Origin of the sequence: Rhizobium sp. NZLR1b (genome assembly GCF_019685155.1) — a bacterium.
Taxonomy (GTDB): Bacteria; Pseudomonadota; Alphaproteobacteria; order Rhizobiales; family Rhizobiaceae; genus Rhizobium.
This window is the reverse complement of record NZ_JABDWC010000006.1, coordinates 180833-201999: the sequence shown is the minus strand read 5'-3', so window position 1 is coordinate 201999 and position 21167 is coordinate 180833. Positions and strand designations below refer to the sequence as shown.

General features: G+C 61.6%; 18 protein-coding genes and 1 pseudogene. 11 read left to right on the top strand and 8 right to left on the bottom strand.

The window, feature by feature from the left end:
- Positions 1-42: 42 nt before the first annotated feature.
- Positions 43-2415 (bottom strand): alpha-amylase family glycosyl hydrolase, encoded by a 2373-nt coding sequence (locus HJB84_RS11570; RefSeq protein WP_221115978.1) that lies wholly within the window; start codon positions 2413-2415, stop codon positions 43-45.
- A gap of 259 nt (positions 2416-2674) precedes the next feature.
- Between HJB84_RS11570 and HJB84_RS11565 the strand changes: the two genes are divergently transcribed.
- The 6 genes from HJB84_RS11565 (at position 2675) to HJB84_RS11540 (ending at position 8144) form a co-directional block, all read left to right on the top strand.
- On the top strand, positions 2675-4801 hold the full coding sequence (locus tag HJB84_RS11565) for a calcium-binding protein (protein WP_221115977.1): 2127 nt from the start codon (positions 2675-2677) through the stop codon (positions 4799-4801).
- 125 nt (positions 4802-4926) lie between these two features.
- Positions 4927-5226, top strand: a complete 300-nt coding sequence (locus tag HJB84_RS11560; protein ID WP_207580481.1) for a hypothetical protein — start codon at positions 4927-4929, stop codon at positions 5224-5226.
- Between the two features lie 46 nt (positions 5227-5272).
- Positions 5273-5779, top strand: coding sequence for a helix-turn-helix domain-containing protein (locus tag HJB84_RS11555; protein WP_207580480.1), 507 nt, complete (start codon positions 5273-5275; stop codon positions 5777-5779).
- Between the two features lie 13 nt (positions 5780-5792).
- Positions 5793-7058 carry a beta-ketoacyl-ACP synthase II gene (gene fabF, locus HJB84_RS11550; RefSeq protein ID WP_221115976.1) on the top strand — a complete coding sequence of 422 codons (1266 nt, stop codon included), beginning with the start codon at positions 5793-5795 and terminating at the stop codon, positions 7056-7058.
- A gap of 79 nt (positions 7059-7137) precedes the next feature.
- Positions 7138-7566, top strand: coding sequence for a DUF4864 domain-containing protein (locus HJB84_RS11545; protein WP_207580478.1), 429 nt, complete (start codon positions 7138-7140; stop codon positions 7564-7566).
- 194 nt (positions 7567-7760) lie between these two features.
- The gene (locus tag HJB84_RS11540; protein ID WP_221115975.1) at positions 7761-8144 is read left to right on the top strand and encodes a hypothetical protein; all 384 of its coding nucleotides are present in this window, start codon (positions 7761-7763) and stop codon (positions 8142-8144) included.
- Positions 8145-8175: 31 nt separating this feature from the next.
- Here HJB84_RS11540 and tgt read toward each other — a convergent pair whose 3' ends face one another.
- The 5 genes from tgt to coaD form a co-directional block, all read right to left on the bottom strand.
- Positions 8176-9306: a tRNA guanosine(34) transglycosylase Tgt gene (tgt, locus tag HJB84_RS11535; RefSeq protein WP_221115974.1), complete on the bottom strand. Its 1131-nt coding sequence runs from the start codon at positions 9304-9306 to the stop codon at positions 8176-8178.
- Positions 9303-10406 carry a tRNA preQ1(34) S-adenosylmethionine ribosyltransferase-isomerase QueA gene (gene queA / locus HJB84_RS11530; RefSeq protein WP_207580475.1) on the bottom strand — a complete coding sequence of 368 codons (1104 nt, stop codon included), beginning with the start codon at positions 10404-10406 and terminating at the stop codon, positions 9303-9305. The genes tgt and queA overlap by 4 nt, the downstream gene beginning before the upstream one ends.
- Before the next feature lie 71 nt (positions 10407-10477).
- A complete protein-coding gene (locus HJB84_RS11525; protein ID WP_007628975.1) occupies positions 10478-10987 on the bottom strand; it encodes a peptidylprolyl isomerase in 510 nt (169 codons plus the stop codon).
- Between the two features lie 28 nt (positions 10988-11015).
- Positions 11016-11588, bottom strand: coding sequence for a peptidylprolyl isomerase (locus tag HJB84_RS11520; protein ID WP_207580474.1), 573 nt, complete (start codon positions 11586-11588; stop codon positions 11016-11018).
- A gap of 74 nt (positions 11589-11662) precedes the next feature.
- On the bottom strand, positions 11663-12157 hold the full coding sequence (gene coaD / locus HJB84_RS11515; protein ID WP_221115973.1) for a pantetheine-phosphate adenylyltransferase: 495 nt from the start codon (positions 12155-12157) through the stop codon (positions 11663-11665).
- 90 nt (positions 12158-12247) lie between these two features.
- Here coaD and HJB84_RS11510 point away from each other — a divergent pair.
- Positions 12248-12536, top strand: a pseudogene (locus HJB84_RS11510) (hypothetical protein).
- 130 nt (positions 12537-12666) lie between these two features.
- Complete coding sequence (locus HJB84_RS11505) at positions 12667-12822, top strand: hypothetical protein (RefSeq protein ID WP_003586478.1); 156 nt, start codon at positions 12667-12669, stop codon at positions 12820-12822.
- A gap of 339 nt (positions 12823-13161) precedes the next feature.
- Here the strand turns inward: HJB84_RS11505 and gyrA are convergent, their stop codons facing one another.
- Positions 13162-15981: a DNA gyrase subunit A gene (gyrA, locus tag HJB84_RS11500; protein WP_207584231.1), complete on the bottom strand. Its 2820-nt coding sequence runs from the start codon at positions 15979-15981 to the stop codon at positions 13162-13164.
- Positions 15982-16229: 248 nt separating this feature from the next.
- Between gyrA and HJB84_RS11495 the strand changes: the two genes are divergently transcribed.
- Positions 16230-16877, top strand: a complete 648-nt coding sequence (locus HJB84_RS11495) for a MarC family protein (protein ID WP_207584230.1) — start codon at positions 16230-16232, stop codon at positions 16875-16877.
- A 91-nt stretch (positions 16878-16968) separates the two neighbouring features.
- On the opposite strand, the gene HJB84_RS11490 is transcribed toward HJB84_RS11495, so the two are convergent.
- Positions 16969-17481 carry a single-stranded DNA-binding protein gene (locus HJB84_RS11490; protein WP_207584229.1) on the bottom strand — a complete coding sequence of 171 codons (513 nt, stop codon included), beginning with the start codon at positions 17479-17481 and terminating at the stop codon, positions 16969-16971.
- A 282-nt stretch (positions 17482-17763) separates the two neighbouring features.
- Here HJB84_RS11490 and uvrA point away from each other — a divergent pair, with 282 nt between their 5' ends.
- Together uvrA and HJB84_RS11480 are read left to right on the top strand one after the other, a co-directional pair.
- Positions 17764-20685, top strand: coding sequence for an excinuclease ABC subunit UvrA (gene uvrA / locus HJB84_RS11485; RefSeq protein WP_221115972.1), 2922 nt, complete (start codon positions 17764-17766; stop codon positions 20683-20685).
- A complete protein-coding gene (locus tag HJB84_RS11480) occupies positions 20682-21143 on the top strand; it encodes a GNAT family N-acetyltransferase (protein ID WP_221115971.1) in 462 nt (153 codons plus the stop codon). Before uvrA ends, HJB84_RS11480 begins: the two co-directional genes overlap by 4 nt.
- Positions 21144-21167 lie beyond the last annotated feature (24 nt).

The following is a 21167-nucleotide window of genomic DNA, read 5'->3' as shown; positions in this document are numbered from 1 at the left end:
GGCCGCCCGCCATTACCTTCTGCCTTGGAAAAGCGTGACGCGTTACAGCCTGCGAAACACCAGGACACCTGACGCAGGCAGCACGGCATCGAGCGTTCCCGCCGTGGCTCTGATCTTTCTGCCGCCGTTGCCGACATTCCAGCCGCCATATGTCTGGGCATCGGTGTTGAAGACCTCTTCCCAGAGGTCATCTCCTAAACGCTCGCTGCGCAGCCGATAGCCACGTTCGAAGGGAGCGTCGTTCAGCGATCCCACCACGAGGAAATCCTGGCCGTCGTTCCATCGATGAAATGCGATCACCCGATCCTCGTCATGGACATAGGGAACGGCGATGTTGCGAGAACGAATGGCATCTTGGTGGATGCTGAGCGCGATCAGATCGCGATAACAGCTGATCATCCCCGCCCCGTTGCCCGAAGCCTCGCCGAGGATATTCTCGCGGTTCTCCAGGAAATCACTGTAACGATAGGGCTTCTGGGCGCCGATTTCCTCGCCCATGAAAAACATCGGCGTGCCGGCCGATAGCAGCGTCATCGCCGCCGCGAACCTGGATCTCGCCTCCGCCCAAGCCCTGGTCTCGCCGACGATCGGTGCGAAATTGACCGCGATGACTGCGGTTCTTGCCGACCCCTCGCGATTGCCGCAATCGTCGTGCGATTGGTTGTAGACCACCTTGGATCGCGCGCTCGCCTGCAAGGCGCCGGCAAGGGACGACATGGTCAGCGCCCGCTTGTCGCCAAAACCGGCATTCTTCAAAAGCTGCGCCTGAGCGCCGCCGTGATATTCGACGAGGTTGTGATGAAAATCGCCGTACCAGGTCGCGTCGAAGCCGAGCCCGTCGCCGGTCAGGCTCGGCTCCGTCATCGCCGACCAGTCCGAATAATCCTCGGCCGTCAGGAAAACCTCGGGCTTGATCAGCCGCATCGTGCGGCTCCACTGCTTCAGGAATTTCGCGCCTGACGCAGCGGCCCGATCGGCGCGCCGGCCGTCGGCATGCAGCACCGGATATTGATGGATCGAACTGGTCTGATCGAGCCGGAAACCATCGATATGGCAGACGGAGACGAGAAATGCCGCGCTGGAGATGAAAAGCTGGCGCACGGCCTCCTCATCGAAGGCAGGCGCCCATCCCGTCGAGATGTTGTCGATATAGCCGCCCGTCGGATCGGCGTAATCGCCGGGGCGTCCCTCGTACCAATAGTAGATATTGCGGGTGGGGTCGTTGGAATCATAGGCCCATTGCGCCCGCTCGCCATCCGGATCGAAGTGGTTGTAACAAACGTCCAGAATGACGGCGATGCCCTGCTGGTGGCAGGCCTTGACGAATAACTTCAGCCGGTCGGTGCCGCCGGCCCCTTGATCGGCGGCAAAGAAATGCGACGTGCCGTAACCCCAGTTGGCCCGCGTCTCGAATTCGGCGATCGGCAGCAGTTCCACGGCGTTGACGCCGAGCGCGGAAAGATGCGCGACGAAGGCGATCGCATCATCCAGCGTTCCCGGCGCTGGCTTGCCGAAACCGAGCGCGCCGACATGCAATTCATAGATCACCAGATCCTCGAGCCGCTCAGGAAGTTTGCGGCCGGCCACGAATTCGTCAGCCCAGAACGTCTCGGCGGCAAGCTCCTGCCCGGACGGCAGCGTCACCCGCTTCGGGTCGCAGACGACCGAGCAGCTCTGCGGTCCGTCCAAACCAGCCGGCGATCCGTGATAGGCCGCGCCATCCGGATCGAAATCTCCCGCACCGATCTGCATCAGCGACCAGATGTCGGTCCGGTAGGCGAGCGATCCATCATCCTTGGTGACGCGATACATATACGGCGTGCCGACCATGCCGTCGAAATCGGTAAGGCGGCCATCGTCGCCGGTTTCAACCGACCAGATCCCCTCACCGGTCCTTCGCATGCCGATGGTCCCGAGCGCTCCGGTGCCGTCGTCGGCGACGTAGCCGATGGCGGGATCAGCGAGGACGAGCGAGACCTCCCGAGCGTTCGGCGCCCAGACCGAGAAGCGAATGCCGGCGACACCGTCACGCCTCTCAACCCGGTTCGCCCCCAGACGGCCGATCCATGTCAGGTGATAGGTCTGCGGCGCCATCTCCTGGTGGAGATCGAAGGAACGTTCGCGACCCGACGAGGCCTCGTCGTCCAATTCGGCGGTGATTGCCCATAGATCCGGCATGCCCGGCCGATCGAGCTCGATGCCCCATCGAAAATTCGTGCCGATCTCGGCATCGGGAAAGGAAATCCCGGCGACAAAGACATCATATCCATCCTCGTCACGCGAGCCCTGCATAGGAACCGATGTCCAATCATTCGCGGGGCGGCCATGCTCGTCCCAACTGCCGCGGAGACGGACATTGTCAAACGCCATCGACGGCAGGCCGCTGCGAAACCGGAATTGCACATTGACGGTCATCGGATCCTCCAGAGGTATCGGATTTCGCCGGACTCCGCTTATGCGGCTGTCTCACTTGAGCAGTGATCGGCAGGCTGAATGCAAAATGCAAGCACCGATTCGGCATTCAAGGCGATCCAGCACGAGCCACATTCAAGACAATATATCATGGTTAACGGGCAATACTGCACGGCCCCTCCTCGTGTATTAAATCGAATCGGCAGCAGAAATGGGGATATATTCCCATCGCCGATTCCCTCTAAAACTGGGAGAAAAACTTATGGCTCAAGCCGTTAGAATAAACGATATTATTCAATCCTTTGGAATTGATACGCATATCGACTACACCGACGGAAAATATTCCAATGTCGGAGAAGTTGTCAAAGCTTTAGACTATCTTGGCCTTGATGCGGTCCGCGATCACGCCCCCAACTCCGCTTCCGATCCTAACGGTCAAACCCATCTCGGCGATGCTGCCGAAGCCGGCGTGCAGTTCGTCTTCAGCGCCCAGCGGGAAGTGGACCCCACCACGCTCGCCCAGCGGCTGCATACTTTCGTGCAGGCCCATCCGGGGTCGGTCGTCGGCATCGAGGGGCCGAACGAAGTCAATAACTGGCCGGTCAGCTATCACGGTCTTAGCGGCCAGGCAGCCGCGGTCGCCTATCAAAAGGACCTGTCTGCCGCCGTCAACGCCGATCCCTTGCTGAAAAACATCCCGGTTCTCGGCTTTACCGGATATACGGTCGCATCCGCCTCCGACTACACGACGATCCATACCTATGCGAAGGATGGCGACCAGCCATTCTCGTGGCTTTCCCGCGAAGCCGGCGTTCAGCGCGCTGCCGATCCGGGCAAGCCGCTGGCAATCACCGAGACCGGTTACCACACCTCCCTCACCGCCGACACCAATGGCGGCTGGGAAGGCGTCAGTGAAGCGACGCAGGCAAAGCTGGTGCTCAACACGCTGATGGACGGCGCAGCACTCGGATCGAAGCAGACATTCATCTACGAGCTGCTGGACGCCTATTCCGATCCGCAGGGCGCCAACCAGGAGAAGCATTTCGGGCTTTTTCATCTCGACTATTCAGCCAAGCCGGCGGCAACGGCGATCCACAATCTCACTGAAATACTGGCGGACGACGGCGCGGCAAAGGCGAGCTTCAGCGCAGGGGCCCTCAATTATTCGATCGACGGCATGCCGTCTTCGGCCCACAGCTTGCTCACCGAAAAATCGGACGGCAGCTACCAGATCATTATCTGGAACGAGCCCGACATCTGGAACCAGTCCACCGACACGGCCATTCAGGCCGCGACGACGGGCGTCAAGGTCAATCTCGGGGCCTCGTTCGGCTCCGTGAAGGTTTTCGACCCGGTGAGCGGGACGACGGCGATCAAAAGCCTCAGCAATGTGTCGTCGCTGACAGTGGATGTCGTCGACCATCCGGTTATCATCGACATCGGCGGCGGCAGCGCCAGCACGCCGCCAACGGCCGCCAGCCATATCTATGGCGGCAGGGGCAACGACATATTCACCGTGAGCAGCCCCACTCAAATCGTCGACGAAAGCCGAGGCGGCGGAACCGATACGGTCATGTCGTCGATCAGCTTCAGCCTCAAGGATACGACGCATACGATCGGCAACGTCGAGAACCTGACGCTGACCGGCACCGCCAATCTGAACGGCACCGGCAATGGCCTGGCAAACGCTCTCGTCGGCAATTCCGGCAACAATATCCTTGATGGCAGCACTGGCGCCGACCATATGTCGGGCCATGCCGGCAACGATACTTATGTGGTCGACAATGCGGGCGATTTTGTCGATGAAACAGGGGCATCCGGCAAGGACACCGTCAAGGCTTCGACCTCCTTTAGCCTGGCCGATGTGAAGCACGCGGCCGGTACGATCGAGAATCTCGCCTTGACCGGAACGGCCAATCTCAGCGCGACAGGCAACAACACCGCCAACGTTCTCACCGGCAACGACGGCAGCAACACGATCAATGGCGGCAAAGGCGCCGACCAGCTTACCGGCGGGCTCGGTAACGACAAGCTGATCGGCAAAGCCGGCGCAGACACGCTGACCGGCGGCGGTGGAGGCGATAGCTTCGTCTTCGATGTGAAGCCCGATAATGTCAGCGTTGACAAGATTACGGATTTCTCCTCCGCGGCGGGCGACAAGCTGCTGCTCGACCATTCGATTTTCGCCGCGCTCAGCCTATCTCGATTTTCGGATGAGAATTTCGTGCAGGGAACGAGAGCGCTCGAGGCGGATGACAAGCTGATCTACGATCAGGCCAGCGGCAGACTCTTCTATGACGCGGATGGAAGTGCGGCGGGTGCGGCAGTCCATGTTGCGGATCTCGACAATTCTGCGGCGCTTCACTTCAAAGATTTCGGGCTTGTCTGATGCGGCCGGCCAGTCGTCTTCTGACGGCGTGCGAGCGCACATGCGCGTTTCCGGGCACCCCTTGCCGGCGTGATATTCCCGGCCACATTCCTCCGTTGACGCAACTCGCAGCACCGGAGAAGCCTTTGCCCTGGATCGCCTATATCGCCCATTTCATCGCCGCGGCATTTCTGACAAACGGCATCCCGCATTTCGTCAACGGCGTCAGCGGCCGGCGTTTCCGCATTCCGTTCGGACCGCGGGCGCAGTTCAGTTCGCCGACGACGAATGTCGTCTGGGGCTGGGCGAATTTTCTCATTGCCTTCCTGCTGTTTGCCAATATCGGGCCACTCTATATCGGCACGCCGGGCGATACGATCTTCCTCGCGGCCGGCATGCTTGTCACCGGCCTCCTGCTCGCCCGGATTTTCGACGGCGACAGCTGATGTAGTAACTTGCATGATGATAGTTACTACTGTAGTGACGTGATCCATGCAGCGGACGAGCTTCAGCCAATTCAAATGCCCGGCGGCGCGCGCGCTCGACAGCGTCGGCGACTGGTGGAGCATCCTCATCCTGCGCGACGCCTTTCAGGGGCTGTCGCGCTTCGACGATTTCCAGAAGAGCCTCGGTGTGGCGCCGAACATCCTGACGCGGCGGCTGAAACACCTAACGGATCAGGGACTGTTCGAACGGCGGCTCTACCATCAGCGCCCTGCCCGCTACGAATACCGGCTGACGGACAAGGGCCGCGATTTCTTTCCGGTGCTGATGTCCCTATTTTCCTGGGGAAGCCGGCACATCCCAGAGGAAGACCTTGCCTATCTGCTTGGCGATGCCGCCTCCGGCAAAGCGCGCGAGACGCTGCTGGTCGACACACGGACCGGCGAACAAGTGACACCCGAAAACACCAGCCTGCTTGCAGGCCCCGCAGCCGATGACGAGGTGCACAAGCGGATCGCCCGCATGCGCGCCTGGTATCTCGGCATCGACGCATAAAGAGGAAAATATCATGGATCGCATCGTTGTCACCGGCATGGGACTTGTGTCACCACTCGGCACCGGCGTCGAGCTCGCCTGGAAGCGGCTTCTTGACGGCGGTTCGGGGCTGAGGGTGCTTTCGGACGGTGTCGTCGGCGAACTCCCGGCCAAGGTCGGCGGCATCGTTCCCGGCAGCGCCGAGGATGCAGAGAGCGGTTTCGATCCCGACCCTTACATCACCCCCAAGGACCAGAAGAAGATGGACCGCTTCATCCAGTTCGCCATGGCGGCGACGGAGGAAGCGGTGAAGCAGGCCGGCTGGATGCCGACCGACGAAGCGAAACGCGAACGCACCGCAACGATCATCGCCTCGGGCGTCGGCGGCTTCCCGGCGATCGCCGAAGCGGTGCGGATCGGCGAGACGCGCGGCGTGCGGCGGCTGTCCCCCTTCACCGTGCCCTCCTTCCTCGTAAACCTCGCTGCCGGCCAAGTCAGCATCCGCTACCGCTTCAAGGGGCCGCTCGGCGCTCCGGTGACGGCATGTGCGGCCAGCGTCCAGGCGATCGGCGATGCTGCGCGGCTGATCCGCTCCGGCGAAGCGGATGTGGCAATCTGCGGCGGTGCCGAGGCCTGTATCGACAAGGTAAGCCTCGGAGGCTTTGCCGCCGCTCGCGCGCTTTCCACCGGTTTCAACGACACCCCGGAGCTGGCGTCGCGGCCCTTCGACACGGCGCGTGACGGTTTCGTCATGGGCGAAGGCGCCGGCATCCTGGTCATCGAAACACTCGAACACGCGCTTGCCCGCGGCGCCACACCGCTCGCCGAACTCGTCGGTTACGGCACGGCGGCGGACGCCTACCACATGACCTCAGGCCCCGAAGACGGCGACGGCGCGCGCCGGGCGATGGAGGCAGCGCTCAAGCAGGCGAAGATCCCGGCTTCGGAGGTCAAGCACCTCAACGCGCATGCGACCTCGACACCGGTCGGTGACCGGGGCGAGATCGCGGCGATCGCCACGGTCTTCGGCCGCAATGGCGACATTGCCGTCAGTGCGACAAAATCGGCCACCGGCCATCTGCTCGGGGCCGCCGGCGGGCTGGAAGCGATCTTCACCATCCTGGCGCTGCGCGACCAAATCGCGCCGCCGACCCGCAACCTTGATGAGGCCGACCCTGATGCCGACGGCATCGATATCGTCGGCAAGACGGCGCGGCCGCTGGCAATGGACTATGCCATCACCAACGGTTTCGGCTTCGGCGGCGTGAATGCCAGCGCCCTCTTCCGGCGCTGGTCATAAAGTCCACTTTTCTTGCGCCAGAAATGGCCTACACTTCTGCTCTATCGGGTCTTTCCCCCGATAGAGCCGGAGATCTCCCATGCGCGCCTTCTTCGCAGTTCTTATTCTGTGTGCCGCGTTCATCCTCCCCGCTGTCTCGGCCCTTGCCGAAGATCCGATCGACACGACGCGAACGATGATCGAGGAACAGATCACAGCTTTCCTAAAGGACGATGCCGAAGCCGCCTATTCCTTCGCCGCTCCCGGCATCAGGGCGATGTATCCCGACAAGAACCTGTTCTTCGCCATGGTGAAAAAGAGCTACGAGCCGGTCTATCATCCCGGCAACTACGCCTTCGGCCGCAGCCGCTCGATCGACAACGGCGCGCTGATCTACCACGAGGTGCTGATTTCAGGCCGCGACGGCAAGGACTGGACGGCGATCTACCAGATGACTCGACAGCCCGACGGCAGCTACAGGATCAACGGCGTGCAGATCATGCCGGATGCCGACAGCAAGGGCATCTAAAGCATGTCGCGCAAAAGCGGGCAGCGGTTTTGCGATAACGACATGCGAGAAAATAAAGAGCTGGAGCGCGACAGCCGCACCTGAAAGATCGCGACGCGGTTTAGCGGATTAAGCATCCCTGCAGATTAAAGTTGTGTCCGGCGCTGCTGGAACGTACGGGCTCATGTGGTTCTGTCCCAGGGGTTGAAAACTCAATGCTCATTTCATTCAAGTGGTTGGTCACCGCCGCGGCGATCGGCTTTGCCGTCATGCCGGGTGTTGCGCAGGTGGAATCCTTTTCAAAGCTTGCACGGCGGGATTACGCCATCGGAAAACTCACCAAGGGGAAGTCCGGCGGCTACGGCTGGGTCGTCTCGAACGGCAGCAAGCGGTTCTTCTGCCGGCTGGATGTCAGCCTCGCTTATGTCAACAAGAAAGAGATGGTGAGCATCCTTGCAAGCGGACGGCTCATCAAGCTGAACCGCGCCGCGTTTGAGGCATCGATCGGTGGCCCTGATCCGTCCATACCGCAATGGAGCGATCTTCAGGCCGGCCGCGTCAAGCCGGCAGATGTCGGGAGCTGCACACCAGCTCCCTGATTAAAGGGCGTCGCATAGAGCGAGAGATAGATCAAACGGGTTGAAGATCGCCTCTTGCCCATTCTTCCTGCGTCTCCGCCATGAAATCGGCGAAGCGGCCTTCGGCGATCGCCTTGCGGATACCCTGCATCAATTCCTGGTAATAGGCGAGATTGTGCCAGGAGAGGACCATGCCGCCGAGCGCCTCGTTGGCGCGGACGAGATGGTGCAGGTAGGCGCGCGAATAGTCGCGCGAGGCCGGGCAATTCGACTGTTCGTCGAGCGGGCGCATATCCTCGGCATGACGGGCATTGCGGATATTGACCTTGCCGCGGCGGGTAAAGGCCAGGCCATGGCGGCCGGAACGGGTCGGCATGACACAATCGAACATGTCGATGCCGCGAGCGACAGATTTCAGCATATCGTCCGGCGTGCCGACGCCCATGAGGTAACGCGGCTTCTCCAGAGGAAGCACGGGCAGCGTCGTTTCCAGCATCTGCAGCATGACGTCCTGCGGCTCGCCGACGGCAAGGCCGCCGATGGCATAGCCCTTGAGATCGAGCTGGCTCAGCGCCTCAGCCGAACGGATGCGCAGCGCCGGAATATCGCCGCCCTGGACGATGCCGAACATTGCCTTTCCAGGCTGTTCGCCGAAGGCGACCTGGCAGCGCTCGGCCCAGCGCAGCGACATTTCCATGGCGCGCTCGATCTCCTTCGGCTCGGCCGGCAGCGCCACACATTCGTCGAGTTGCATCTGGATATCGGAGCCGAGCAACCCCTGGATTTCAATCGAGCGTTCCGGCGACATATGATGCAGGCTGCCGTCGACATGCGATTTGAAGGTGACGCCCTGCTCATCAAGCTTACGCAGGCCGGACAGCGACATGACCTGGAAGCCGCCGGAATCCGTCAGGATCGGGTGCTCCCAGCGGATCAGCTTGTGCAGGCCGCCGAGGCGGGCGACGCGCTCGGCGCTGGGGCGCAGCATCAGGTGATAGGTATTGCCGAGGATGATGTCGGCGCCGGTTTCGCTCACCTGGTCGAGATACATCGCCTTGACGGTGCCGACGGTTCCCACAGGCATGAAGGCGGGCGTCCGGATCGTGCCGCGCGGCATGGAAATCTCGCCGAGGCGCGCGCCGGCATCGGTCTTGTCAAGTGTGAATTGGAAGTTTTCTGTCATTTGTCTTTCCGGAAAAGAAGGCTCGCGTCGCCGTAAGAGTAGAAGCGGTAGCCCGTCGCAATGGCGTGGTTGTAGGCCGCATGCATGGTCTTAAAGCCGGCAAAGGCCGAGACCAGCATGAACAGCGTCGAGCGCGGCAGGTGAAAATTGGTCATCAGCATGTCGACCGATTTGAAACGGTAGCCGGGCGTGATGAAAATGCCAGTGGCGCCGCTCCAGGCGCGGATCTCGCCGCTCTCTTCCGCAGCACTCTCGATCAGCCGCAGCGAGGTGGTGCCGACGCAGACGATACGCCCGCCTTTTGCCTTGACGGCGTTCAGCCGGGCGGCGGTCTCAGCGCTGACGGTGCCGCTTTCCAGATGCATCCGGTGATCGTCGGTATCGTCGGCCTTGACAGGCAGAAAGGTGCCGGCGCCGACATGCAGCGTAACGAAATGGCGTTCAATGCCAGCTTTGTCGAGCGTCTCGAACAGGCCGGGCGTGAAATGCAGGCCGGCGGTGGGCGCAGCGACGGCGCCCTCCTCGCGGGCATAGATCGTCTGGTAATCCGCGCGGTCGCGCTCGTCCTCGGGCCGCTTGGCGGCGATATAGGGCGGCAACGGAATGTGACCGACGGCGGCAATCGCCTCGTCGAGCGCCGGGCCGGAAAGATCAAATGCGAGCGTCACCTCGCCGGCCTCGCCCTTTTCCTCGACGGTGGCGTCGAGCGAGCCGAGCAAGCAGCTTTCGCCGCTATGGCCGAAGGCGATGCGGTCGCCCTCCTTGATGCGCTTGCCGGGCTTGGCAAAGGCCTTCCAACGGCTCGGGCCGACGCGCATGTGCAGTGTTGCCGACACCTGCTGGCCGCCGGCGCCGTCCCGATGGCGGATGCCCTCGAGCTGGGCCGGAATGACCTTGGTGTCGTTGAAGACCAGCGCATCGCCCGCCCGCAGGAAGGACGGCAGATCGCCGACGCGGTGATCAGAAAGCACGCGTTCAGCATCAGGCACGCTTTCCGCGTGGGGATTGACGACGAGCAGGCGCGCGCTGTCGCGCGGTTCGGCGGGCCGCAATGCGATGCGTTCATCGGGCAGATCGAAATCGAAAAGGTCTACGCGCATAACGGTACTTTCAAAGCGAAACCCGCCCCCACGCGGTTAGGCGCAAGAGCGGGTTTCAGCAGAAATCACAATCAGACGTCGGCGGCAACCCGCATCGAGACGATCGAATCCGGATCGGAAACCGGCTCGCCGCGCTTGATCTTGTCGACGTTGTCCATGCCTTCGATGACCTGGCCCCAGACGGAATACTGCTTGTTCAGCCAGGGTGCATCGGTGAAGCAGATGAAGAACTGCGAATTGGCCGAGTTCGGGTTCTGCGAACGGGCCATCGAGCAGGTGCCGCGCGTATGGGTCGTCGCGGAGAATTCAGCCTTCAGATCCGGCTTGGAGGAGCCGCCCATGCCGGCGCGGCCGGGATTGAAGGTTTCCGAACCCTTCTTGCCAAATTCGACGTCGCCCGTCTGGGCCATGAAATCCTGGATGACGCGGTGGAAGACGACGCCGTCATAGGCCTTCTCGCGGGCGAGTTCCTTGATGCGGGCGACATGCTCCGGGGCGACCTGCGGCAAAAGCTGGATGACGATCTTGCCCTTGGTGGTTTCCAGAATGACGGTGTTTTCGGGATCCTTGATCTCGGCCATTGTCTTCTCCTCTTGTTTCTCTGGTAACTTACTTCTTGCCCAGGGTAACCTTGACCATCCGGTCGGGGCTTTTGACTTCGCCGTTCTGGCCTTCGCCGCGCTTGATCTTGTCGACATTCTCCATGCCGGAAACGACCTTGCCGACGACGGTGTACTGGCCGTTGAGGAAGGAGCCTTCGGCGAACATGATGAAGAACTGCGAATTGGCGGAATTCGGATCCTGCGAACGAGCCATGCCGACGGTGCCGCGCACGAACGGGGTCTTGGAGAACTCGGCCGGAATATCAGGCATATCGGAGGAGCCGGTGCCGGCGAGGCTCGCATCGAAACCCTTTTCCATGTTGCCGTATTTGACGTCGCCGGTCTGGGCCATGAAGCCGTCGATGACGCGATGGAAGGCGACGTTGTCGTATTCGCCCTTCTTGGCCAGCGCCTCGATCTGAGCGACATGCTTCGGCGCAACCTCAGGCATCAGCTGGATGACGACAGGGCCGTTCTTCAGCTGGATGGTGAGATAATGATCAGCCGACTGGGCGAACGCATCCCCCGCGAAGGAGGCGAGATACAGCACGCCGGCAAATGCGAGATAAAACAGTTTCATATGGGCTCCGTTGCGGCGGGTTCCGCCTGGTCTTTGCGCTTGCTAGTCTTTGCGTTTGTTGGTTTTGGCGCTTGCTATTCTGGGCGCTTGGATGTGAGGGCTTGCAAGACGGCGGCCGGCACGAAAGCGCTGACATCGCCGCCCATGGCGGCGATCTGGCGGACCAATGTGGCGGTAATGGGCCGCGAGGCCGTGCCCGCCGGCAAAAAGATGGTCTGGATATCGGGCGCCATCGTCCTGTTCATGCCGGCCATCTGCATTTCGTAATCAAGATCGGTGCCGTCGCGAAGACCGCGGATCAGAAGCGTGGCGCCATGGGTGCGGGCGGCATCGACAACCAGATTGTCGAAGGCGACGACGTCGATGTCGCCGGTCTTGCCGGGCAGCGCTTGCGCCAGGGAACGGCGGATCAGTTCGGCTCTCTCCTCGAAGGAAAAGAGCGGCGCCTTGCCGGGATGGATGCCGATCGCGACGATCACCTTTTCGGCGACGTTCAGCGCCTGGACCAGAACATCCACATGCCCATTGGTGATCGGGTCGAAGGACCCCGGATAAAAAGCTGTCGTCATCTGGCCCGACCGTTGGTTTGACGCCTTTTGTCACGGATGCCGCCTTGCCGCAAGTGATTTGGCCAATCGTCCCGGACGGTTGAACGGCGGATGAATGGCCCGTTCAAGGCGGTTTCAGACGGGATCTGCTTAACTCAAATCATCAAGACGGCCGATGCCATTCCGGCATCCGGCGCCCCCTCGAAAGACCAAGTCCATGCTGATCGTGCTCGTTGCACTTGCCGTCGTTTCCTCCCTCGCCGCCGAGCTGGCCTATGGCTATTTCGCCGATCGCTACGAGGTGAGCTGGGTGCGGCCGGCGCTTGCCGAGCATGCGGCGATCGTGCGCGCTCAAGGCCGGCTGCGCGAAAAACGACGTTCGAATCTGAACGCCAGATGAACGAGACATTCAAGGAGGCTTCAGATCGGCGTTGGTAAACACCCGTCAACATCCGGCGGAACCATTTTAAAACGGATGCGTTCATTCAACCGACACATAGATGCGATTATCGCGGCAGGAAGGACTAAAGATGCCCGGCAAGATTACGATGATTAACGTGCTCTGGATGGTAATGGTCACGGGCATGCTGACTGCAACTGTCGCTCTCTATGATCAGAAGATTGATACGTCCAAGGTTTATGGTCCCTATGCTTCGGCCCGGACGGCCGTACTGGGCCAGTACTGAGGGGCGGGAACGCAACTCCCCAGGAAAGGAATGCCTATGTTCACGATCTTGACAGTGCTCACGGCCCTTATCAGCGTCATGTTCATCGTGTCAGTAACCTCGACGATATCAGCGCTCCGGCGCGAAGGCGAAGAGGTAAAGGCGCTGAACGAAAAACATAGAGCGTTCTGACTTTCCTTTTTTACTTCCCTCTTCCCCACCTTGAGCGGCACCCTTCCGTCGCCTAAGGCCATTCAAAGCCGGATGCACCCAGCGTCCGGCTTTTTCTTTGGGCGTGGCTTTAAACCATTCCCCGGACTGAAAAGAAAAGGGCGGCTTGAAGCCGCCCCGTTCATCTGATCATTCCTCGGCGGGCCCCGGATCGCCATCGGCAATCGGCGCTTCGCCCGCAGCATCTTCGTCGGTAATAGCGGCGCCGTCGGCGACCTCGACGGCCTCCTCCGTCTCGTCCTCCTCCGGCTCGCTGATGCGCTCGACCGAAACGACCTTCTCGTCCTTGGCCGTCGAGAAGATGGTGACGCCCTTGGTGGCGCGGCTGGCGATGCGGATGCCGCCGACCGGCACGCGGATCAGCTGGCCGCCATCGGAAACCAGCATGATCTGGTCGCCGTCCTCGATGGGGAATGCCGCGACCAGTTCGCCGATCTCGCCGGTTTTCGACGTATCGGTGGCGCGAATGCCCTTGCCGCCGCGGCCGGAGATGCGGAAATCGTAGGACGACGAACGCTTGCCGAAGCCCTTTTCGGAGACGGTGAGAACGTACTGCTCAAGCTGTTTCAGCTCTTCGTAACGCTCGTCGCTCAGTTGTCCCTCCTCGGTGACTTCCTCGCCGACCAGCGCGATCTCCTCGGCCTCACCCGTCGTCAGACGCCGGTCGTTGGCGGCGCGCTTCAGGTAGGCGGCGCGCTCCCACGGCTCGGCATTGACATGGCGGACGATGGTCATCGAGATGATGCGGTCGCCGCCGGCAAGGCTGATGCCGCGCACGCCGATCGAGTTCCGGCCGGCGAAAACGCGGACGTCGTCGACGGAGAAGCGGATGCACTGGCCGAGCGCCGTCGTCAGCAGCACGTCGTCATTCTCGGTGCAGGTCTCGACGGAGAGGATTTCGTCGCCCTCCTCCTCGAGCTTCATGGCAATCTTGCCATTGCGGTTGACCTGGACGAAGTCCGACAGCTTGTTGCGGCGAACCGTGCCGCGCGTCGTCGAGAACATCACGTCGAGATTGTCCCAGCTCTCCTCGTCCTCGGGCAAGGGCAGGATGGTAGTGATGCGCTCGCCGGGTGCAAGCGGCAGCATATTGATCAGCGCCTTGCCGCGCGAGGTCGGCGTGCCGATCGGCAGGCGCCAGACCTTCTCCTTATAGACGATGCCGCGCGAGGAGAAGAACAGAACCGGCGTATGCGTATTGACTACAAATAGCCGGCTAACGAAATCCTGGTCGCGGGTGGTCATGCCGGAGCGGCCCTTGCCGCCGCGGCGCTGGGCACGATAGGTGGTCAGCGGCACGCGCTTGATATAGCCCAGATGCGAGACGGTGACGACCATGTCTTCACGAGCAATCAGATCCTCGTCGTCCATTTCGAGGCCGCCATCGATGATCTCGGTGCGGCGCGGCGTGCCGAATTCATTGCGGACAGCGAGGAGTTCGTCCTTGACGATGGTCTGGATGCGGACGCGCGAGGAGAGAATATCGAGGTAATCCTTGATCTCCTCACCGATTTTGTTGAGTTCGTCGCCGATTTCGTCGCGGCCAAGGGCCGTCAGGCGGGCAAGGCGCAGTTCGAGGATGGCGCGGGCCTGCTCTTCGGAGAGATTGTAGGTCAGGTCCTCGTTGATGCGATGGCGCGGATCGTCGATCAGACGGATCAGGCTTTCGACATCTTCGGCCGGCCAGCGGCGGGTCATCAATTCTTCGCGGGCCGACTGCGGATCGGGCGCCTGGCGGATGACGCGAATGACTTCGTCGATATTGGCGACGGCAATCGCGAGACCGACCAACACATGGGCGCGGTCGCGCGCTTTGCGCAGCAGGAATTTTGTTCTCCGGCTAACAACTTCTTCGCGGAAGGAGACGAAGGCGCGCAGCATGTCGAGAAGGGTCAGCTGTTCCGGCTTGCCGCCGTTCAGCGCCACCATGTTGCAGCCGAAGGACGTCTGCAGCGGCGTATAGCGATAAAGCTGATTGAGGATGACCTCGGCATTGGCGTCGCGCTTCAATTCGACGACGACGCGATAACCCTGGCGGTCGGATTCGTCGCGCAGGTCGGAGATGCCTTCGATGCGCTTGTCGCGCACCAGCTCGGCCATCTTTTCGATCATCGTCGCCTTGTTCACCTGGTAGGGAATCTCGGTGATGATGATCTGCTCGCGGTCACCGCGCATTGGCTCGATGGCGGCGACGCCGCGCATGATGACCGAGCCGCGGCCAGTCTCATAGGCGGAGCGAATGCCGGCACGGCCGAGGATCTTCGCACCCGTCGGGAAATCGGGGCCGGGAATGATCTGGATCAGATCCTGCAGCTCGATTGCCGGATCGTCGATCAGCGCGATGCAGCCGTCGATGACTTCGGAGAGATTATGCGGCGGGATGTTGGTCGCCATGCCGACGGCGATGCCGCCTGCGCCATTGACGAGCAGGTTCGGGAATTTGGCCGGCACCACAACCGGCTCGGAGAGCGTACCGTCATAGTTGTCGCGGAAATCGACGGTTTCCTTGTCGAGATCGTCGAGCAGCGAATGGGCAGCCTTTTCGAGGCGGCATTCGGTGTACCGTTCGGCCGCCGGCGGGTCACCATCAACCGAGCCGAAATTGCCTTGGCCGTCGATCAGCGGCAGACGCAGCGACCAGGGCTGCGCCATACGGGCGAGCGCATCATAGATCGCGGAATTGCCGTGCGGATGGAATTTACCCATCACGTCACCGGTGACGCGGGCGCATTTGACGTATTTCTTGTTCCAGTCGATGCCAAGCTCGGACATGCCGTAGAGGATGCGCCGGTGCACGGGCTTCAGGCCGTCGCGCACGTCGGGCAGCGCGCGGCTAACGATGACGCTCATGGCGTAATCGAGATACGACCGCTGCATTTCCTCCATGATGGAGATGGGCTCGATGCCTGGCGGGAGCTTCCCGCCGCCGGGGGGTGTTTGCTCAGTCAAAACAGATCACGATCTCTTCTAGAATCACTTGAAGATTTATAGCGGAAAGCCCGTTGCAGCGCCAATTTCACCGGGCGTTTTGAACAGGCTTTTGCGGCTTAAAGAGGGTAAAACATGCAAGTTGCGCGGCCGAACCGGACAAATCCGCCGCGGGCCGCCGCGGGATATTTGCCAAATCGGAATCGCCGCTTCACAATCATAAAACCACGCATAAAAACCACCCGACTATATGGGGTTCCGGAGAGACGATGGCAAGCGCCGACCAATTGATCAACGCCTTCACGACGCTGCTGGTCACCATCGATCCGCCGGGGCTCGCACCGATCTTCCTGGGGCTGACGATGGGCATGAGCCGCGCCCAGCGCACGCAGGTGGCGCTGCGCGGCTCGGTTATCGCCTTCATCATCCTCGCCGTCTTCGCGCTGTTTGGGGCCGGCGTACTCGGCGTGCTCGGGATTTCGATCGGCGCCTTCCGCATCGCCGGCGGTCTGCTGCTGTTCTGGATCGCCTTCGAGATGGTCTTCGAAAGACGCCAGGAACGCAAGGAGAAGGCCACCGAAGCGGCCATCACCAAGGATCACATCGAGAATATCGCCGTCTTCCCGCTAGCCTTGCCGCTGATTGCCGGCCCGGGCGCCATCTCGGCGACGATCCTGCTTGCCGGCACGCTCGCCACCTCCATCGGGAAAGCCCAACTGATCGGCGTCATTGCCGCCAATCTGCTGCTGACCTTCCTAATGCTGCTGATCGCCGAACGGCTGGACCGTTTCCTCGGCGTCACCGGCCGGGCAATTCTGACGCGGCTTCTCGGCGTTATCCTCGCGGCCCTTGCCGCACAGTTCGTCGTCGACGGGGCGAAATCGGCGTTCAATCTGATCAGCGCAACGCCGCACTGAAAACGGCATCCGCCGCGAGATCAAAGAAAAAGAGCATGACGCCGTTAAAGACGTCATGCTCTCGGATAAATCATAAACCACGAACGGCCGATCAGAACGGGATGTCGTCGTCGAGATCCCGCGAGAAGTTGCCACCGCCGCCACCGCCGCGGCTTGGCGATGATGAGGGAGCCGGGGCGCCGTAGTCGTCGCCATAATCATTGCTGCTGCTGCCGCCACGGCCGCCACCGGAGCTTGCACCGCCGCCTTCACCGCGGCCGTCGAGCATGGTCAGCGTCGAACCGAAGCCCTGCAGCACCACTTCCGTCGAGTAGCGGTCCTGTCCCTGCTGGTCCTGCCACTTACGGGTCTGCAACTGGCCTTCGATATAGAGCTTGGCGCCCTTCTTCACATATTGCTCGACGACCTTGCACAGGCCCTCGTTGAAGACGACGACAGTGTGCCATTCGGTCTTTTCACGACGCTCGCCGGAATTGCGGTCGCGCCAGGTCTCCGAGGTCGCAATACGAAGATTGGCGATCGGCCGGCCATCCTGGGTGCGGCGGATTTCCGGGTCCGCACCGACATTTCCGATCAGAATTACCTTGTTTACGCTACCAGCCATGCTCTCACCCTACCTGCCGCCCTGCCCGGCGGCGTTTCAATCGATCGGCGCACCTTAAACCATCAACGACCGCCGATGCGCATGGGCGGCACTTAATCCACATATTTCTCCGTCAGAACACCGCATGCATCCATCAGGATTTTTGTTCTTTCTTTGTTCTAGTTTATCCGTATGATCCTGTCAACAGAATCGAAAACCTTCAGTGTTGCGGACATTCAGCCTCGACTCGCCGTTCGGCATCACTAAATAAGGGCTGTTATCCCAAAGGACCAAGCTGAGACGATGAGCGAACTGAAGACGATCTCCATCCGCGGCGCGCGCGAGCATAATCTCAAAGGCATCGATCTCGATCTGCCGCGCAATAAGCTGATCGTCATGACCGGGCTTTCGGGCTCCGGCAAATCCTCGCTTGCCTTCGACACGATCTATGCCGAGGGCCAGCGGCGCTATGTCGAGAGCCTCTCCGCCTATGCCCGGCAGTTTCTCGAGATGATGCAGAAGCCCGACGTCGACCAGATCGACGGACTGTCGCCGGCGATCTCGATCGAGCAGAAAACCACCTCGCGCAACCCGCGCTCGACGGTCGGCACCGTGACCGAGATCTACGACTATATGCGGTTGCTCTTTGCCCGCGTCGGCGTGCCCTATTCACCGGCGACCGGCCTGCCGATCGAAAGCCAGACCGTCAGCCAGATGGTCGACCGCGTGCTCGATTTCGGCGAAGGCACCCGTCTTTATATTCTCGCGCCGCTCGTGCGCGGGCGCAAGGGCGAATACAAGAAGGAACTGGCGGAGCTGATGAAGAAGGGCTTCCAGCGCGTCAAGGTCGACGGCCAGTTCTACGAGATTGCCGAGGCGCCGGTGCTCGACAAGAAATACAAGCACGACATCGACGTGGTGGTCGACCGCATCGTCGTGCGCTCGGATGTCTCGGCCCGCCTAGCCGACAGCCTGGAAACCTGCCTGAAGCTCGCCGACGGGCTGGCGGTCGCCGAATTCGCCGACAAGCCGCTGCCGCTGGAAGAGACCTCGGCCGGCGGTTCGGCCAACAAGTCGCTCAACGAGACGCATGAGCGCGTGCTGTTTTCGGAAAAATTCGCCTGCCCGGTTTCCGGCTTCACCATTCCGGAGATCGAGCCGCGACTGTTCTCCTTCAACAATCCCTTCGGCGCCTGCCCGACCTGCGACGGCCTCGGCGCCCAGCAGAAGATCGATCGCGACCTGATCGTGCCCGAGCCGGAACGGACGCTGCGCGACGGGGCGATCGCGCCCTGGGCCAAGTCGACCTCGCCCTATTACAATCAGACGCTGGAAGCGCTCGGCAAACATTACGGCTTCAAGCTCGGCACCCGCTGGAACGATCTTTCCGACGAGGCCAAGGACGTCATTCTCAACGGCACCGACGACAAGATCGAATTCCATTATGCCGACGGCGCCCGCTCCTATACGACGCAGAAGAATTTCGAGGGCATCATCACCAATCTCGAGCGGCGCTGGAAGGAGACCGATTCCGCCTGGGCGCGTGAGGACATCGAACGCTTCATGTCGGCAGCACCCTGCCCTTCCTGCAACGGCTTCCGCCTGAAGCCGGAAGCGCTGGCGGTGAAGATCGCCACGCTGCATATCGGCGAAGTGACTGCCATGTCGATCCGTGTCGCCCGCGACTGGTTCGAGACGCTGCCGGCCGGCTTCAACGCCAAGCAGAACGAGATTGCCGTGCGCATCCTCAAGGAAATCCGCGACCGGCTGCGTTTCCTCAACGATGTCGGCCTGGAATATCTCAGCCTGTCGCGCAATTCCGGCACGCTGTCGGGCGGCGAAAGCCAGCGCATCCGGCTGGCATCGCAGATCGGCTCGGGGCTGACCGGCGTGCTCTATGTGCTCGACGAGCCTTCGATCGGCCTGCATCAGCGCGACAATGCCCGGCTGCTCGACACGCTGAAGCACCTGCGCGACATCGGCAACACCGTCATCGTCGTCGAACATGACGAGGATGCGATCATGACGGCCGACGACGTGGTCGATATCGGCCCGGCCGCCGGCATTCATGGCGGCGAGGTCATCGCCCACGGCACGCCGCAGGATATCATGGACAATCCGAAGTCGCTGACCGGAAAATATCTCTCGGGCGAACTCGGCGTTCCCGTTCCCAACGAGCGCCGCAGACAGAAGAAGGGCCGCGAGATCAAGGTGGTCGGCGCCCGCGGCAACAATCTGAAGAACGTCACGGCGGCAATCCCGCTCGGGGTGTTCACGGCGGTGACCGGCGTTTCCGGCGGCGGCAAATCCACCTTCCTGATCGAGACGCTGTATAAATCGGCAGCGCGCCGCGTCATGGGCGCGCGCGAAAACCCGGCCGATCACGACCGCATTGACGGCTTCGAGCATATCGACAAGGTGATCGACATCGACCAGTCGCCGATCGGCCGCACGCCGCGCTCGAACCCGGCGACCTATACCGGCGCGTTCACGCCGATCCGCGACTGGTTCGCCGGCCTGCCGGAGGCAAAAGCGCGCGGCTACCAGCCGGGGCGTTTCTCCTTCAACGTCAAGGGCGGGCGTTGCGAGGCCTGCCAGGGCGACGGCGTCATCAAGATCGAGATGCACTTCCTGCCCGATGTCTACGTCACCTGCGACGTCTGCCACGGCAAGCGCTACAATCGCGAGACACTCGATGTCACCTTCAAGCAGAAGTCGATCGCCGACGTGCTCGACATGACGGTGGAGGAAGGCGTCGACTTCTTCGCGGCGGTGCCGGCCGTGCGCGACAAGCTGCAGTCGCTGAAGGATGTCGGCCTCGGTTATATCAAGGTCGGCCAGCAGGCCAATACGCTGTCGGGCGGCGAGGCGCAGCGCGTCAAGCTGGCCAAGGAGCTGTCGAAACGCTCGACGGGGCGCACGCTCTACATTCTCGACGAACCGACGACCGGCCTGCATTTCCACGACGTCGCCAAGCTGCTTGAAATGCTGCACGAACTGGTCAACCAGGGCAATTCCGTGGTGGTGATCGAGCACAATCTCGAAGTCATCAAGACGGCCGACTGGGTGCTCGATTTCGGTCCCGAAGGCGGTGATGGCGGCGGCGAGATTGTGGCTTTCGGCACGCCCGAGGCGATCGTCAAGGAGAAGCGCTCCTATACCGGGCACTTCCTCAAGGAATTGCTGGAACGGCGGCCGGCGAAGAGGGCGGCTGCGGCGGAATGACGATGCGGCCGGCGTCGCCCGAAGATCTGGAAAGGATCACGACGCTGACAGCAGCAGCCTATCGGCCCTATACCGAACTGTTCGGCGCTCCGCCGATCCCGATGGCGGAGGATTACGCGCCTCGCATCGAACGCGGCGAGGTCTGGCTCCGCGAGGTCGGCGGCGAAACCGCGGGGCTAATGGTTGTCGAGCGGCATTCCGATCACCTCATGCTGTTCAGCATCGCGGTCTCGCCGGCCTTTCAGGGGGCCGGACATGGTCTGGCGATGCTCAAGTGGCTGGAGGGCAAGGCGCGCGAGTGGGCAAAGCCGGAAATCCGGCTCTACACCAATGCGCTGATGGAGCGGAACATCGCCCTTTATCGCGCCGTCGGATTTCACGAAACGGGTCGCCGGCCGAACCCATATCGGCCAGGATGGACGCTCGTCGACATGGCGAAACAGATCGACGCGGCCTGAACGGCTGCAAACAGGGAGGACGAC

Bases quoted from the DNA above. Each gene is read 5' to 3' on its own strand.
- uvrA (WP_221115972.1), top strand. From the start codon at position 17,764: ATGAGCGAACTGAAGACGATCTCCATCCGCGGCGCGCGCGAGCATAAT.
- fabF (WP_221115976.1), top strand. From the start codon at position 5,793: ATGGATCGCATCGTTGTCACCGGCATGGGACTTGTGTCACCACTCGGC.
- HJB84_RS11495 (WP_207584230.1), top strand. From the start codon at position 16,230: ATGGCAAGCGCCGACCAATTGATCAACGCCTTCACGACGCTGCTGGTC.
- HJB84_RS11540 (WP_221115975.1), top strand. From the start codon at position 7,761: ATGCTCATTTCATTCAAGTGGTTGGTCACCGCCGCGGCGATCGGCTTT.
- HJB84_RS11565 (WP_221115977.1), top strand. From the start codon at position 2,675: ATGGCTCAAGCCGTTAGAATAAACGATATTATTCAATCCTTTGGAATT.
- HJB84_RS11555 (WP_207580480.1), top strand. From the start codon at position 5,273: ATGCAGCGGACGAGCTTCAGCCAATTCAAATGCCCGGCGGCGCGCGCG.
- HJB84_RS11520 (WP_207580474.1), bottom strand. From the start codon at position 11,588: ATGAAACTGTTTTATCTCGCATTTGCCGGCGTGCTGTATCTCGCCTCC.
- HJB84_RS11490 (WP_207584229.1), bottom strand. From the start codon at position 17,481: ATGGCTGGTAGCGTAAACAAGGTAATTCTGATCGGAAATGTCGGTGCG.
- tgt (WP_221115974.1), bottom strand. From the start codon at position 9,306: ATGACAGAAAACTTCCAATTCACACTTGACAAGACCGATGCCGGCGCG.
- coaD (WP_221115973.1), bottom strand. From the start codon at position 12,157: ATGACGACAGCTTTTTATCCGGGGTCCTTCGACCCGATCACCAATGGG.
- HJB84_RS11525 (WP_007628975.1), bottom strand. From the start codon at position 10,987: ATGGCCGAGATCAAGGATCCCGAAAACACCGTCATTCTGGAAACCACC.
- queA (WP_207580475.1), bottom strand. From the start codon at position 10,406: ATGCGCGTAGACCTTTTCGATTTCGATCTGCCCGATGAACGCATCGCA.
- HJB84_RS11570 (WP_221115978.1), bottom strand. From the start codon at position 2,415: ATGACCGTCAATGTGCAATTCCGGTTTCGCAGCGGCCTGCCGTCGATG.
- HJB84_RS11545 (WP_207580478.1), top strand. From the start codon at position 7,138: ATGCGCGCCTTCTTCGCAGTTCTTATTCTGTGTGCCGCGTTCATCCTC.
- HJB84_RS11505 (WP_003586478.1), top strand. From the start codon at position 12,667: ATGCCCGGCAAGATTACGATGATTAACGTGCTCTGGATGGTAATGGTC.
- HJB84_RS11480 (WP_221115971.1), top strand. From the start codon at position 20,682: ATGACGATGCGGCCGGCGTCGCCCGAAGATCTGGAAAGGATCACGACG.